This is a genomic window from Mucilaginibacter sp. BGA-UO-ETr-C110 (assembly GCF_059567985.1).
In genome coordinates this window covers 3,801,367-3,817,244 of record NZ_JCAQPB010000002.1, presented here as the reverse complement: position 1 = coordinate 3,817,244, position 15,878 = coordinate 3,801,367, and the positions used below count along the sequence as shown (strand labels likewise).

The following is a 15,878-nucleotide window of genomic DNA, read 5'->3' as shown; positions in this document are numbered from 1 at the left end:
TTCGTCCGAAGCTTGTCTGCTGACGGGAAAGAAGAAATCACTAATTCACTAAATCATTAATTCAATAATTAGTTCCCCCGCGTTAGCGATAGCAGTGGATACCGGCCCGTGCCTAATGCCTTGTGGCGTATGAGCGGATAGCGCGGGCCGAAGGTAACGCCCTTATTTAGAGTTAAGAATCAAAAGACATAAATCAAGGTAATCCTTTAATCCGATGGATCAAGGTTCAGAAAAATTCACTACTTCCTCAATATCTTCTCCATGGCTTTTCCTTTTGCTAATTCGTCTACCAGTTTGTCTAAATAACGAACTTGCTGCATCAATTTGTCTTCGATTTCTTCCACACGATACCCGCAGATCACACCTGTGATCTTTGAAACATTCGGGTTAATTTGTGGTGCCCGGGCGAAAAAAGTTTCAAAATCAGTTTTATTGTCGATGAGTTGTTGCAAAGCTTGTTGATCATATCCTGTCAGCCAGAATATAATTTCATCCAGTTCTGCTTTTGTGCGACCTTTCTTCTCTGCTTTTTTGATATAGTGCGGATAAACACTTGCAAAAGACATTCTGTAAACTCTTGTATTATCCATGGTATTGGTTAATTAATTGCTCTGTAAAGTTACAAAATAGAGGTTAACTGAAAATTTTAGATTAGTAAGTCAGAACGAAGATGCTTGTCGTAGAGCGCTCAATTGCCGCTAGGGCTGTTACTTTTCCTTGATGAAAAGTAACCAAAAATCAAGTCAGCAGAGAGGCTTCTTTGCGCTCACAGCCTTGCCCCGCAAACCGGGCAGAACCACGGGCTGCTAAACCTTACCTCCACTTCGTTCGCTCATCCCCCGCTTCGGCAAGGTTTGCTAATGCCCCTGCCATTACACAAACCACCATGTTCTGCCCGCTTTCGCCCGAAGCTTATCTGCTGACGGGGAAGAAGTTCCTTTTCTTACCCTCTTTCCGCCGCAGGCGAAGAGAGGGGCGACCAGCGAAGCGCAGTCGGGGTGAGTCGTTTCTGCAACCTGGGTCTATCTGATATCTTTTTAAAAGCCCTCTCCTTTGGAGAGGGTTAGGTGAGGCGCAAAACAAACAAAGCCCGGCTTTCACCAGGCTTTGACTTATAAATAAGACTCAGTACTTAAGACTCAGTACTTAAGACTCAAGACTCAGAACTACCAAACCTTAATCCGGTCTTCCGGTTTTTTGTACATTTTGTCGCCGGCTTGTACGTTGAAGGCTTTGTACCAGGCGTCGATATTAGTCAGTGGCGCGTTGGTACGGAATTGCTCGGGTGAGTGCGGATCGGTCAGGATGCGTTGTGCTGCCGACTCGGGGCGTTGCGCGCTGCGCCATACCTGTGCCCATGATAAAAAGAAACGCTGATCGGCAGTAAAGCCATCGATCTTTTTATTTTCCTGACCTTGTTTGGTTTTTTTGTATGCCTCGTAAGCTATGTTTAAACCGCCCAGGTCGGCCAGGTTTTCGCCAAGGGTTAATTTGCCGTTTACGTGCAGGGTATCAACCACGGTAAAGGCATTGTATTGGTCAACCACCTGGTTGGCGCGCACTTTAAATTTATCGGCATCGGTTTTTGTCCACCAGTCGCGCAGGGTGCCATCGGCATCATACTGGCGGCCCTGATCATCAAAACCATGGGTCATTTCGTGTCCTATCACCGCGCCTATGCCGCCATAGTTTATCGCGTCGTCAGCCTTAAAATCAAAGAAAGGGAACTGTAAAATACCGGCTGGGAAAACGATCTCGTTATTGGTTGGGTTGTAATACGCGTTCACGGTTGGTGGTGTCATACCCCAGCGGGTTTTATCAACCGGTTTGCCCAGGCGGCTCAGGTTAAAGTTATAACGCCATATAGATAAGGCTTTCAGGTTAGCGGCATAATCGTTACGGTCGATAACCAGGCCATCATATGCTTCCCATTTATCAGGATAGCCTATTTTTACGGTAAATGCAGCCAGTTTTTTAAGCGCGCGGTCCTTGGTTTCGGGGCTCATCCATTCCAGGCGTTTAATGCGGTCGCCCAGGGTGCCTTTCAGGTTGTTCACCAGGTTAACCATGTATTGTTTGGCGGCTGGTGTAAAGTATTTCTCTACAAAAAGCTGACCTAACAATTCGCCTATGCTGCCATCAACCAGGCCGCTCATGCGTTCGTTACGTGGGGTTTGTACTTTTTGGCCGGTTAATGTCTTGCTAAAATCAAAAGTAGCGTTTACAAATGGAGAGCTTAATGATGATGACGCGCCTTTAAGGATGCTCCATTTCAGGTAAACTTTCCAGCTGTCAACAGGAGTAACCGCCAATAGCGAGTCGGCCACTTTAAAAAATCCGGGCTGGCCAACCAGTACGGTGTCCTGTCCGCCAGCTTTTAATTGCGGCAATAAGGTGTTCCAGTTTAAGTGCGGGGTGATCTTGCTGAAACCATCAACAGAAAATTTATTGTAGGTAACGTTAGGGTCGCGCATGGCTACACGGCTCAGCTGTGCTTTGGCCAGCGTGGCTTCCAGACTAAAAATAAGGCCTGCGTTTTTAACGGCTTCTTCGTTGCTGCTGCCGGTTAGCGTGAACAACGCTACAATGTATTTTTTGTAGGCGTCCTGGATGCTTTTGGTGCGACTATCAGCTTTCAGATAGTTGTCGCGATCTGGCAAGCTGGTACCGCCCTGGTTAAAGCCCACCACGTATTTATTTACGTTTTTCTCGTCCTGGCCAACACCAAATCTAAAAAGCGGACTACCCTCGCCGTTAACGCGCTGGTAGGTCAGCTCGCCGATAACGCCGTCGAGGCTGTTTATTTGATCAATCCGTTGCAGATCGGGTTTTATAGGGTCATAACCACGTTTTTCGATAGTCAGGCTATCCATACCGCTGGCATACAGATCGCCAACGCGTTGCCTTAAGCTGCCTTTTGGCTGTGTGGCTGATGTTTTGCTTACTTCATTCAGCAGGCCCAATAATTTATCGGTATTTTCCTGTCGCAGGATGTTAAAGCTTCCCCAGCGGGTTTCTTTGGCAGGTATAGCGTTTTGTTTTATCCAGTTGCCGTTGGCATAGTCAAAAAAATCATCGCCAGGTTTTACACTGAGATCCATATTGGCCGGATCAATGAATTTTTTAGGGACTGCAGGTTTGTGTTTTGGTTTGGGAGATGTGCCGCCACCGGCAGCAAAACTGTTGGCCGACAGAACCAAAGCGCCTGCCAGCATTACGTAAGATAACTTTAATTTCATATTAGATTTAAAAATTAAAGTTAATGAATTGCAGCAGATATGCGCAAACCGCCTTATGAAAAATACTTAGCGGTTAAACCAGTTTATAAAAAAGGAAAGCTTTGATCTTTTCAGGATATCAAGCCAAAAGCGGTGCAGGTCCATTGATTTCATGGCTGTTAAGGTTGTTCCTTTAAGAAACGAAGCTATTGTAAAATTATTGTGATAAAGTATAGCGATGGGTTTAAAACCCATCGCTATACCATATTTGATAGGTGAGCTGTGGTTTACCTGGCCAGGTTCCTGATCTTAATCATCTGTAGGTTCCCAAAGCTCAATAATGTTCCCTTCCGGATCAAGCACATGCACAAATTTGCCGTAATCATATTCCGCAATTTCATCAACAATGGTCACGTTTTCTTTTTTTAGTTCATCTACCAGCGCAACCAGGTTTTCCACCCGGTAATTGATCATAAATGGCTTGGCCGAGGGATTGAAATATTTGGTATCCTGCGGAAATGTACACCAGGAGGTGGATCCTTTTTTCGACGGATCATCGGCCTGCTGCCACTCAAACGTTGTTCCGTATTCACTCTTAGGCAATCCAAGGTTTTTGGCGTACCAATCGTTCATACCCTGCGGATCATCGCATTTAAAAAATACGCCGCCAATGCCTGTTACTTTTTTCATATCTATTATATGTGTTGTATGATTAAAAAAAGGGATATCAAATGGATGAAAAAGCTGGGTAGTGATAATCAATTTAAGGGTTTCTTTATACACAGCCTTTGGAGCAATTTCCAGCTATTTTTGGATATTACCAAATCTGTTTTCAAATCTTATATTGGCTTTTTGATCGCATAGCACGTTAGTATATATTGTCATTACGCGTATTGAAATACTGAGTGTGGCGATCTTATTTATTAACATTTAAACATTTTTTGTTTAAATGTCTAAAATTATCTATTTTTGCATTATTCAAATTTCACCCCGTATGTCGGCAAATATATCAACCAAAGAAGATTTAATGCAGCAGCAGATTCTGGCGGCGGCAAAGCGCCTGTTTCAGATATATGGCCTGGCTAAGGTGACCATGGATGATGTAGCCAAAGCAATAGGTAAAGGCCGCAGCTCACTTTATTACTATTATAAAAGTAAGGATGAAATTTTTGATGCGGTTGTCATGATAGAAATTCGTGAAATGCTGACCGCGATGACCCGGGCCGCCAGTGAGGCATCTGGTACTGAACAAAAACTTCGTGCCTTCTTTTTGACCAAACTGGAAGTGCTTCGTGAAAAAGGAGCTTTTTTTAAGACGCTCGACGCAGGTATGGATGCTGATGCCTTATCCCAATTCCAGAAAACTAAGATCGCGCTTCATCAGCTGATCATCCGGCAGGAAAGCGCTTTAATGGAACAGGTGCTTACGGATGGCATGAACAAAGGTGAACTACGCAAAATACCGTCTTCGGAACTGGGGATGCTCATCCTGGTATTGTTGAGCGGCTTGCGCGGACTAAAACGCGAGCTGGAGATGGAAGGTAATTATGAAAAGATGGCACCCATGGTAGATACGTTTACCCGTATGGCCATGTACGGGCTGAAGAACTAAATTTTTTTAACCATTTTTCGACAAAATGACAGATATTGTCCAAAAGAAAAATATAATAAACAAAAAAGAAGGGCATACCTTCCGTGCTTTTCGCAATCGTAATTACTCCTTGTTTTTTACCGGACAATCCGTTTCTCAAATCGGTACCTGGATGCAGCGCACGGCAGTGATCTGGGTTATCTATTCGCTTACACATTCGGCCTCCATGATCGGTTTTGCTGTTTTCGCGCAGCAGTTCCCTGCATTTTTACTTTCGCTGTTTGGCGGTGTAGTTGCCGACCGGTACCCCCGGTATAAAATACTGCTGGTTACCCAAACCGCATCCATGATACAAGCTATATTGCTGGCGATACTTATTTTAACCAATCATTATGTTATTTGGGAAATCCTCACCCTGAGCGCCATATTAGGCACTATCAATGCCTTCGATGTACCTGCCCGGCAGCCAATGGTGCATGAAATGGTGGATGATAAGGCCGATCTGGCGAACGCCATCTCGCTCAATTCGGCTATGGTAAATATGGCCAGGCTCATTGGTCCGGCTTTATCAGGTATGGTTTTACAGCAATTTGGAGCAGGCGTTTGCTTTATTATTAACGCGCTGAGTTTTATAGCGGTGATCGTTTCTTTGCTGTTGATGAAGTTTCCGGACTTTCAACCATCTGCTGTTAAGAAAAAGGTAACATCAGAATTGGCAGAAGGCTTAAAGTATGTGAAACAAACTCCTGCTATTAGCACGCTTATCCTGCTGATGCTCTGTTTAAGCCTGTTGATTTTGCCTTATGATACCATGGAGCCGGTTTTTGCCAAAGTTATTTTTAAAGGCAACGCGGCCACTTATGGCTATATCAGCGGCTGCATTGGCTTGGGCGCACTTATCGGTAGTTTTTTATTGGCCTCGGCAAAAAAAGGTATCAATTTAAGGATGGTGCTGCTGTTAAGCATTATCATATTAGGCGCGGGACTCATCCTGTTTTCCCGAACAAGTTATTTTGCCCTGGCCCTACCGTGTGCGGTGATATTGGGACTGGGATCAATTACACCTATGTCAACCAGTATTACCATTATACAACTGGAAGCGGCTGCCCATATGCGTGGCCGGGTAATGAGTTTCGTGGCGATGGCTTATTTCGGCATGCTGCCTTTGGGCAGCCTGGTTGTGGGTACCATCTCTCAAAAAATAGGTGCCCCGCTCACCATGCTTGGCCAGGGCCTAACAGCATTGATTATCGCGGCTTGCTTTTCTGTATTTTTAAATAGCAGCCGGCAGGAATTAAAGGAAAAAAAACATTCAATTGTTTAACCAAAAACTATTTACTATGCAATGGTATCATTATTTCGGCGGTTTCTGGGCGGGCATGTTCCTGGCCAACTTTGTTCCGCATTTTATTAAAGGTATCGCAGGTGATCCCTTTCCTACACCTTTTGCCAAACCACCGGGGAAAGGCTTGTCATCTCCGCTGGTGAACGTATTATGGGCCCTGTTCAATTTAGTAGCAGGCTACCTGCTTTTCCGGTTTGGTAAAGTATCTGCTGATAACAGCCTATCTGTCCTGATCTGTTTTGTTGGCTTTACCTGTATGAGCATTTTTGGGGCCGTGAATTTTGTACATAAGGAGAAATTATAATCAATCTTGTCAGCCAATGGATCGCTTTTATAATCGACTCACCCGGTCGTTGCTTCGCTCGACCACCCTCTCTGCGACAAGTCGCAAAGAGGGTCTGGAAAAGTTTTTTTACCCTCTTTGCGGCGTAGCCGCAGAGAGGGTCGCCCAGCGTAGCGCAGGCGGGGTGAGTCGGTCGCCGACATGCCGGCTTTTGCAAAACTTATTTAATCAGAAAATTAATTGATCATCATAAAAAACAAAAAATGGAAAATAATAAAACAAACACCGCTCTTTTAGTTATGGATATGCAGGCGGGTATAGTAGCCATGCTGGCCGCGCTGCCCGAACCCGCAGCTATCCTGAACAATATTGCTAAAGCTATCGCGAAAGCACGCGAACAGAAAATTCCGGTCATTTATGTAGTGGTGGGTTTTAGGGAGGGTGGACCGGAAATCAGCCCGAACAATAAAAGTTTCGCTGCCAGTAAAGAACGCTTAACGAGCGTTAACATGGCCGAATTTATGCAGGTTCATGAAGATTTAAAACCCCGGGCCGATGAAGTGGTGGTGACCAAAAGGCGTTTCAGCGCTTTTACCGGCAGCGATCTGGAAGTTATCCTGCGGGCTTACGGTGCTCAACACCTGGTGTTGACGGGTTTATCTACCAGTGGCGTAGTTTTATCTACCCTGCGCGAGGCGGCAGATAAGGATTATCGCCTAACCGTACTGGCCGATTGCTGCGCAGACCCAGACGAGGAAGTGCACCGCGTACTCACCACCAAAGTTTTTCCGCGCCAGGCCGATGTGCTCACGGTTGGGGAATGGCCTGTCGCGTAGGGGTGTCCTGAGGATCTCCTACGGATAATAGCCCATAAAATATGGAGTAATTTAAGGGGGGAGACAACCCCGGAGGGGTTAAAGGTCGGTAGAGGAGAAAACGAGTATAAATTTCGTGCCGTCAGGTACGAAACTGGCCGTTGCGTACCTGACGGCACGCAGAATGATTTAGATGTATCCTTTCTACCGACTTTTTGCACCGATGGTGCATGCTAATTTTGTTCCTTTAGTGTCTCTCGTAGATTTAACGTTAACCTCTCAGTCCCCCAAAGTCTCCTGAAGAGCTTTTATCCCATTCAAAAAATCCGTATATTTGTATATACCACGGCCCGGTTTTCTCCCCAAAAGAGAGAACCGGGCCGTTTGGTTAAGCAATAAAAGGACCCAAAAAACAGCCGATTTGCATTTAGTTATTTGATAATCAATAATTTAATACTTTTTAAACCTTTCAAAACCGTGTTAAAATTTGTTAAAAAGTGTTAAAATCGATGGTTTTAAGTCAGTTTTCGAGTGTTTTTGATATGTTTTTGCCCTGTTTTAGTGTAAAAAAGTGTTAAAATAAAACTTTAAAAAGTTTTTGTTTAACATTTTGCCGGTCAAAATTCATCGGTAAATATCCACGAACTATCAGCTATGAACTAAGCGCGCAAATCCCTATTTTTGCGCGTTATGAGTATTGCTAAAACATATTTGCCCAAAGAAACCGAAGAGAAGTGGTATAGTTACTGGTTAAAGCACGATTTTTTTAAATCGGTGCCTGATGAGCGTGAGCCTTATACCATAGTCATTCCGCCACCCAATGTTACCGGGGTTCTGCACATGGGGCATATGTTAAATAATACCATACAGGATGTGCTGGTTCGCCGCGCCCGTATGAAAGGCAAAAATGCCTGCTGGGTTCCCGGTACCGACCATGCCAGTATAGCTACCGAAGCTAAGGTAGTGGCCATGCTTAAAGAGCGCGGCATCAGCAAAACAGATTTGACCCGTCCCGAGTTTTTGGCTTATGCCTGGGAGTGGAAAGAGAAATATGGCGGCATCATCCTGGAGCAGCTTAAAAAGTTAGGCGCATCCTGCGATTGGGACCGTACCAAATTTACCATGGATGAGGACCTGTCTGAAGCTGTAATAGATACTTTTATTCACCTGTATAAAAAAGGCCTGATCTATCGCGGTATCCGCATGGTAAACTGGGATCCACAGGGTAAAACAGCCGTATCTGACGAGGAGGTTATCCGTAAGGAGGTAAATCAGAAGCTGTATTATATTAAGTATGAGGTTGTTTCGGATTTAGTAAATAAAGCTGCTAATCATGTAGCGTCGCCTACAGCATACCTTACTATTGCTACTACGCGTCCTGAGACCATCATGGCCGACGCAGCTATTTGTATTAATCCAAACGATGAGCGGTATGTTCATCTACATGGAAAAAGTGTTTATATTCCCTTAATCCACCGTACTATCCCGGTTATCCTGGACGAATACGTGACCATGGATTTTGGTACCGGCTGTTTGAAAGTTACCCCGGCACATGATTTGAATGACTACGAACTGGGGCAAAAACATAAGCTGCCCGTTATTGATATTTTAAATGACGACGGTACGCTGAACGAAAAAGCCCAGATATTAATTGGGGTTGACCGTTTTGCGGCCCGTAAAAAAATAGCGGTACTATTGGAAGAAGCAGGCGCGTTGGAAAAAGTAGAGGACTACAAATCGCAGATCGGTTTTTCGGAACGTACGGATGCGGTTATTGAGCCAAAACTGTCTATGCAATGGTTTTGCAAAATGGGCGAGATGGCTAAACCTGCGCTTGACTATGTGCTGAACGGCGAGATTAAATTGATACCCGATAAGTTTATCAATACCTATCGCCACTGGATGGAGAATGTAAGGGATTGGAATATCAGTCGCCAGTTATGGTGGGGGCAACAGATCCCGGCCTGGTATTTACCAAACGGCGAATTTGTTATCGCAAAAACTGCAGATGAAGCATTGGTTGAAGCCAAACTCAAAAATCCGGCCTTCACAGCTCAGGACCTTACACAGGATCCGGACGTTGTTGATACCTGGTTTTCATCGTGGCTATGGCCCATATCAGTATTCGGCGGCTTTAAAGATCCGAACAATGCCGATATCAATTACTATTACCCTACCAACGATTTGGTTACTGCACCCGAGATCCTGTTTTTCTGGGTAGCCAGGATGATCATGGCCGGGCACGAATTCAGGGGCGAGGTGCCATTCCGGAATGTGTATCTTACCGGTATAGTAAGAGATAAACTGGGCCGAAAAATGTCCAAGTCATTAGGTAACTCACCAGATCCGCTCGATCTGATCGAGACTTATGGTGCCGATGGCGTACGTGTTGGTATGCTGCTTTGCTCACCTGCCGGTAACGATTTAATGTTCGACGAAAGCTATTGTAAACAAGGCAGTGGTTTTGCCAATAAAATATGGAACGCCTTTAAGCTGGTAAAAGGCTGGGAGGTTGATGACAGCCTTGCCAATCCAAATACCATAGCTATAGAATGGTTTGGAAACCGCTTTGACCAGGCATTAAGCGAAATAGAAGATAACTTTGCCCAGTACCGCCTATCTGAGGCTTTAATGGCTACCTACAAACTGGTATGGGACGATTTTTGCGCCTGGTACCTGGAGATGATCAAGCCGGTTTATCAGCACCCTATTGACCGGGCAACCTATACGGCAACCATACGGTTCTTTGAAAATATATTAAAAGTTTTGCACCCTTTTATGCCCTTCCTGACAGAGGAATTATGGCATGATGAGTTGTTTGGCGAACGTGCCGAAAAAGAATGTTGTATTGTTGCGCAATTGCCAATTATTGGGGAAATTAATGCACGGCTATTGACAGAAGTGGAAACGGTAAAAGAAGTTATTGCCGCCATACGGAATACCCGGAAAGCAAAACATATTGCTGATAAAGAACCGCTTGAGCTTTTTGTAAAAGCTAACTCTGGCATAAATTATCTGGATTACCAGGCTATTATAGCCCGACTTGGAAATATAAGCCAGTTTGCGGAAGTTGCCGATAAAGTAAATGGAGCTATTAGCTTTTTAGCTTCAACAGATGAGTTTTATGTTCCTTTTGAAGAGGAAATTGACCCTGTGGCAGAACGTGAACGATTGGAAAAAGAGAAGGAGTACCTTTTAGGGTTTTTAAAATCGGTAAACGCAAAGCTGAATAATGAACGCTTTATGAGCAATGCCAAACCCGAAATTATTGATATTGAACAGCGTAAGAAAGCCGACGCCGAAGCTAAATTACAGATCATCCAAAAGGGACTTGATGATTTGGCTGGTTAATTGCATATAAAGTTCGCTGCAAACAGCTTAAGCTAACCGGTACTACCCTTGTTAGCTTAAGCATCAATAAAATGTTTGCCGCCCGAATATGTTCCAAAAAGCGAGTTTTTTTAACTTTTCCATCTACAAAATTATTTCAAAGGAGCAATCCGTTCTTGATCAGGCACGTATACGTTTATTATATTATGGCTTCTTTTTGGTATTTGTTGCCTCTGCCGCCTTATTAACCAGTGTTTATTTCCAGGGGCAGATGATGCTGGCCTACACCTGTGTGTTTTTAATGCTGAGCATCATTATCCTGTTTAAGGCCTTAACCTACAAGGCAAACTGGCTTGCCATATCGCACGTGTTGCTCATTGTGGGTACTTTGATCAATGTGAGCATCGTGTACGTATCGTTGCAAAGCATCAATATAGTTACGGTGCAGGTGGTTATTATCGTGATTGTATTTAGCTACTATATGCTGGGGCAAAAATGGGGTTTGATCTATTCCCTGTTGAATACCGTCCCCATATTGCTTTTTTTGTTTATTGAGCAGAATTATAATTATGTAATACGCGTAAAGCCCGATAAGATAGATCAATCAACCATTGTCATCAGTCTGTTTGCCAATTTTATAGTACTTATTTTTATTCACAGCCACCTGTATAATGCGTTTATAAAAAACCTTAAACAATTGAGAGAAAGCGCTCATGAGCAAAAGGCGCTAAATCGGAAACTGGAAAAGGCGATTGAGAAGGCCGAGAAATCGGCACATGCCCAATCGGAGTTTTTATCAACCATGTCGCATGAAATCCGTACACCCTTAAATGCGGTGATCGGGATGAGCAACCTGTTGATGATGGGCAGTCCAAGACCTGAGCAAAAAGAGAATCTTGAAATATTGAAATTTTCGGCAAACAACCTGCTGGCTATCGTCAATGATGTGCTCGACTTTAACAAAATTGAGTCGGGTAAGCTGGTATTTGAAAATGTTCGCTTTGACCTGGTCGAACTGATGTATAATATTTGTGGCGGCCAGATGTTAAAGGCCCATGAAAAAGGTTTGCAGTTTACCCTCACCATTGACAATGCATTAAAGAATAAAGTTTTTTTTGGCGACCCCACCCGCATCACCCAGGTGATTTTTAACCTGGTGAATAATGCTATAAAATTTACGCCTAAAGGAAATGTATGGGTCAATGTGGCTTGCCTGGAAAACAGGCATAACAACCTTAGAGTTAGGTTTTCGATAAAAGATACGGGCATAGGCATTAAAGATGGGAACCTGAAAAATATCTTTGAACCATTTACCCAGGAATCATTAGCTACCACACGCGAGTATGAGGGTACGGGTCTTGGTTTAGCCATTGTAAAGCGCCTGCTTGAATTGCAGGGCACCCACATTGAGGTGATCAGTAAAATTGGTGAAGGGTCTGAGTTTTTATTTGATATGGAACTTCCCGTATCCACAGAATTGACAGCCGAAGACATGGCAAAACCCATTGAAATAGCTGAAGAAATGGGCTTGAAAAGCTTAAAGGTGCTTATTGCAGAGGATAACATGGTGAATGTTATGCTGATGAAGAAGTTGCTGTCGAAATGGAAAATAATACCCACTATTGCCGAAAACGGTGAACGTGCTGTTGAGTTTATGCAATACGGCAATTTTGATATTATACTGATGGATCTGCAGATGCCGGTCATGAATGGGTTTGATGCGGCTCAGGAGATCAGGAAAATGGCCGATCCTAAAAAAGCGAGGATACCTATCATCGCGCTAACAGCTTCGGCACTGGTTGATATCAAGGATAAGGTATTTGGGGTAGGGATGAACGATTATGTATCAAAGCCATTTAAGCCTGATGAATTATTGGAGAAGATACAAAAGCTGATAGCCCCTGGCTTAAACAGTTCCGGGATAAAGGGGCATATCCTCTAAAAACAGGTATTTTTTATTAATGTGGTCAATACGGCAATAATAGTGCTGTAAACCATTACTCACGGCCAGTAATGATACCTGGTGTACCATATTATACCGGGCTATCTGGTCAAAAGTTTTTTGATCGATGGTTATTGACGGAGCCTTACATTCTACAATAAGTATTCGTTTACCTTCGGCATTAAATACAACAATATCAGTCCGTTTTTGAAGCCCATTAAGCTTCATGCCGCCTTCCAGTTTGATCAACGCGCGGGGGTAGTTTTTATGTTTAATAAGATATTGCACAAAATGCTGTCGTACCCATTCTTCAGGGGTTATAATGATGTTTCTCTTCCTGATCTCATCAAACAAGGTGAGCTGGCCGTTCTGATCGGTAATTTTAAAAGCGTAAGGCGGAAGATTAAGCGGCTGCAGCAGATCCATTCTGTAAATTCAAAATTCAAAAGTAAAAATTCAAAATCATATAATGGCATTGCATCAGGGAATGTATAAAAACAAAAAGATGTGATCTATGCTATCAGTTTTTAATTTTACTTTTGAACCTGAAAGTCAATTTTGAATTTTGACTTTTAAATTTTGACTTAAAAAGAGATGTCCGCAGCAGAGTTATTGAAAGATATTAAGAACCGTAAATATAAACCCCTGTATCTGTTGCATGGTGAGGAGCCTTATTTTATTGACCTGATAAGCAATTATATTGAACACAGCCTGCTGCCGGAGGCCGAAAAAGGGTTCAATCAAACCGTGGTGTATGGTAAGGATACCGACATCATGACGGTGCTCAACGCGGCCAAACGATACCCCATGATGGCCGATTACCAGGTAGTATTGGTAAAGGAAGCCCAGGATATGAAATGGGGAAAGGATGATGACGGCAAAAAAGGCATCGACCCGGTGCTTAGTTATCTCGAAAACCCTTTGCCAAGCACCATATTGGTTTTCTGCTACAAGTACGGTAAGTTTGATAAACGGAAAAAAACATATAAAGCCATTGAAAAAAACGGGATCGTTTTTGAATCGGCCCCCTTGTATGATAGTAAAATACCTGCCTGGATAGAAGGTTATATCAGTGAGAAAGGTTATAAGATCAACGCGCAGGCATCGGCCATGCTTTCAGAATACCTCGGCAATGATCTTTCAAAAATTGCCAATGAGCTCGAAAAACTGATGCTGAATATAGCCGCAGGCCAGGAGATTACTCTGAAACTTATACAGGACAATATAGGCATCAGCAAAGAGTATAACGTATTTGAACTGCAAACGGCCCTCAGTAAAAAGGATGCCTATAAAGTTAACCAGATCATCAATTATTTTGAGGCCAACCCAAAGGCCAATCCCATTGTACTGGTACTGGGCAACCTGAATAATTATTTTAGCAAGGTGCTGGCCTATCATTATGTAAAAGATAAATCGCAACAAAACCTGGCCCGCGAACTGGGGGTGAATCCGTTTTTTGTGAAAGATTATGAGCAGGCCGGGCGGAGCTATAATTACCCAAAAACCATGCAGATCATCAGCTATCTGCGTGAATATGATTTAAAAAGTAAAGGTGTGGAATCAAACGCCCCGCATGGCGAATTGATGAAAGAACTGATGTTTAAAATTCTTCATTAACTATCGCTTATTGTTGCCAGATGGGTTAAAACACGTAACATTTTTGTTAGATGTATCAATTAGGCATTGTTACACGTACTAACCCAAGTTTCATCAAAAACAGCCTTTAAAGGACTTTTCGTGCAGTTTAAGCACTTTCAAATTACCTCTGACGAAAGTATTGTACCTGATTGTAAATAATCTTTTACAATCACGCATCATCTAACGGATAAGATATTTTATAAGTTCACGTTCAGAAAGTGTCCTGCAAGACTTTCGCAAGATGATGTTTATTAACTTAATTAATGGGTATGATACTTTTATTTTGCGGCCTATCAGGAGCCGGCAAAACAACATTAGCCAAAAATGTTGCTGCCGAATTAACAGAACTTGGAATAAAGATCGAGATCATTGATGGTGATGAATATCGGCAGGAAATCTGTAGAGATCTTGGATTTTCAAGAGAAGACAGGAGTGAAAATATCAGAAGGCTGGGGTTTGTCGCCAGCCGTTTCTCCAACCAGGGCATAGTTACCATCATCAGTGCTATAAACCCTTATGAGGATGTTAGGCGCGAACTTGCCAACCGATATGATGACGTTAGTATAGTCCATATTGACTGCCCGGTTAATAAGCTGATCAACCGCGACACCAAAGGCCTTTATCAAAGGGCTCTTTTACCCGAAGGCCATCCCAATAAACTTTTAAACTTAACAGGTATCAACGACAGGTTTGATGTGCCGTATGATGCTGATCTTTATATTAATACCAGCGAAAACTCTGTACAGCAAAGTACCTCTTTACTGGTTTATTTTATACTTAATAATCTTTACGCTACCGAAAAAGCTTCTAATAAAATGACAGATAATTTTTAAGCTATCCACCTGCTTAAGCATTTTAAAACGATCGTCCTTTTATATAACTATGCAAAAAAGAACCCTTATCATTGCCGGAATGCACCGTTCTGGTACCTCGCTCATTTCCAACTGGCTTACAAAATGTGGCTTACAGCTTGGCGAACAATTGGTTGGTCCGGGTTGGGGAAATGAAGATGGCCATTTTGAAGATGTTGAATTTTTAAAAATGCACGAAGAGGTTTTGACGAGTAATAATTTGCCACCTTCTGGCTTAACTGATGTGCAAATTGATCACTTTTCTATATATGAAAAAGAAAAGTTGAAAAGCATCATCAAAATTAAACAGCAATTGTACGATCAATGGGGCTGGAAAGATCCGCGGACATGTTTGTTTTTAGATGTTTACCAGGAACTGCTGCCCGATGCCTGTTATTTGATCATTCTGCGCGACTATCAATCCGTGGTAAGTTCATTACTCCGGCGGGAGTTTAAGGATGTTGATCAAAAATATATGGGTCGTAAATATGTATCCAGATTGGCCTGGCAGAAATTCAGAAGATCACGCATGCTTAAGAAATTTTACGACGATAACGCATCAAAGTTTTTAAAGGTTTGGATAGCTTATAATCAGGATATTTTAAACTGTATTAAAAAGCTTAACAGTAACTCATTTATAGTGGTTAATTACTCTTTGTTAAATAAAGCAGATACCCAACTCTTCTCGTTTCTTGAAAATAACTGGAATTTTTCATTGAAATATTTCAAATTCAAGGATGTATTTAAAGAGGGCCACATAGGTAAGGATATAGACATTGATCTGCATATTGCTGACAAAGAGCTTATTGGAGCGGCCAGGCAATTACAGCGTGAATTAAAAGAATATATACAGTTTTCCTGATGA

At 42.9% G+C, this 15,878-nt stretch carries 13 protein-coding genes; 9 read left to right on the top strand and 4 right to left on the bottom strand.

Annotated elements, in window-relative coordinates; all coding sequences use genetic code 11:
• Window positions 1–239: 239 nt before the first annotated feature.
• The 3 genes from AC57BQ_RS16410 to AC57BQ_RS16400 all read right to left on the bottom strand — a co-directional run bounded on the left by AC57BQ_RS16410 (window position 240) and on the right by AC57BQ_RS16400 (window position 3,908).
• Window positions 240–590, bottom strand: a complete 351-nt coding sequence (locus AC57BQ_RS16410) for a DUF2200 domain-containing protein (protein WP_496407319.1) — start codon at window positions 588–590, stop codon at window positions 240–242.
• A gap of 576 nt (window positions 591–1,166) precedes the next feature.
• Window positions 1,167–3,239 (bottom strand): M13 family metallopeptidase, encoded by a 2,073-nt coding sequence (locus AC57BQ_RS16405; RefSeq protein ID WP_496407318.1) that lies wholly within the window; start codon window positions 3,237–3,239, stop codon window positions 1,167–1,169.
• Between the two features lie 288 nt (window positions 3,240–3,527).
• A complete protein-coding gene (locus AC57BQ_RS16400) occupies window positions 3,528–3,908 on the bottom strand; it encodes a VOC family protein (RefSeq protein ID WP_496407317.1) in 381 nt (126 codons plus the stop codon).
• 304 nt (window positions 3,909–4,212) lie between these two features.
• Here AC57BQ_RS16400 and AC57BQ_RS16395 point away from each other — a divergent pair, with 304 nt between their 5' ends.
• The 6 genes from AC57BQ_RS16395 to AC57BQ_RS16370 all read left to right on the top strand — a co-directional run bounded on the left by AC57BQ_RS16395 (window position 4,213) and on the right by AC57BQ_RS16370 (window position 12,524).
• On the top strand, window positions 4,213–4,830 hold the full coding sequence (locus AC57BQ_RS16395) for a TetR/AcrR family transcriptional regulator (protein WP_496407316.1): 618 nt from the start codon (window positions 4,213–4,215) through the stop codon (window positions 4,828–4,830).
• Window positions 4,831–4,855: 25 nt separating this feature from the next.
• Window positions 4,856–6,133, top strand: a complete 1,278-nt coding sequence (locus AC57BQ_RS16390; RefSeq protein ID WP_496407315.1) for an MFS transporter — start codon at window positions 4,856–4,858, stop codon at window positions 6,131–6,133.
• A 16-nt stretch (window positions 6,134–6,149) separates the two neighbouring features.
• Entirely contained in the window at window positions 6,150–6,458 is a 309-nt protein-coding gene (locus AC57BQ_RS16385; protein WP_496407314.1) for a hypothetical protein, read from the top strand.
• A 242-nt stretch (window positions 6,459–6,700) separates the two neighbouring features.
• A complete protein-coding gene (locus AC57BQ_RS16380) occupies window positions 6,701–7,273 on the top strand; it encodes a cysteine hydrolase family protein (protein ID WP_496407313.1) in 573 nt (190 codons plus the stop codon).
• 669 nt (window positions 7,274–7,942) lie between these two features.
• On the top strand, window positions 7,943–10,603 hold the full coding sequence (locus AC57BQ_RS16375; RefSeq protein ID WP_496407312.1) for a valine--tRNA ligase: 2,661 nt from the start codon (window positions 7,943–7,945) through the stop codon (window positions 10,601–10,603).
• Between the two features lie 88 nt (window positions 10,604–10,691).
• Window positions 10,692–12,524 (top strand): ATP-binding protein, encoded by a 1,833-nt coding sequence (locus AC57BQ_RS16370; RefSeq protein ID WP_496407311.1) that lies wholly within the window; start codon window positions 10,692–10,694, stop codon window positions 12,522–12,524.
• Here AC57BQ_RS16370 and AC57BQ_RS16365 read toward each other — a convergent pair.
• On the bottom strand, window positions 12,489–12,950 hold the full coding sequence (locus AC57BQ_RS16365) for a type I restriction enzyme HsdR N-terminal domain-containing protein (RefSeq protein ID WP_496407310.1): 462 nt from the start codon (window positions 12,948–12,950) through the stop codon (window positions 12,489–12,491). The genes AC57BQ_RS16370 and AC57BQ_RS16365 overlap by 36 nt on opposite strands.
• Window positions 12,951–13,118: 168 nt before the next feature.
• Here AC57BQ_RS16365 and holA point away from each other — a divergent pair, with 168 nt between their 5' ends.
• The 3 genes from holA to AC57BQ_RS16350 all read left to right on the top strand — a co-directional run bounded on the left by holA (window position 13,119) and on the right by AC57BQ_RS16350 (window position 15,875).
• The gene (gene holA, locus AC57BQ_RS16360) at window positions 13,119–14,141 is read left to right on the top strand and encodes a DNA polymerase III subunit delta (protein ID WP_496407309.1); all 1,023 of its coding nucleotides are present in this window, start codon (window positions 13,119–13,121) and stop codon (window positions 14,139–14,141) included.
• A 290-nt stretch (window positions 14,142–14,431) separates the two neighbouring features.
• The gene (cysC, locus tag AC57BQ_RS16355; RefSeq protein WP_496407308.1) at window positions 14,432–14,995 is read left to right on the top strand and encodes an adenylyl-sulfate kinase; all 564 of its coding nucleotides are present in this window, start codon (window positions 14,432–14,434) and stop codon (window positions 14,993–14,995) included.
• A 49-nt stretch (window positions 14,996–15,044) separates the two neighbouring features.
• Window positions 15,045–15,875 (top strand): sulfotransferase, encoded by an 831-nt coding sequence (locus AC57BQ_RS16350; RefSeq protein WP_496407307.1) that lies wholly within the window; start codon window positions 15,045–15,047, stop codon window positions 15,873–15,875.
• Window positions 15,876–15,878 lie beyond the last annotated feature (3 nt).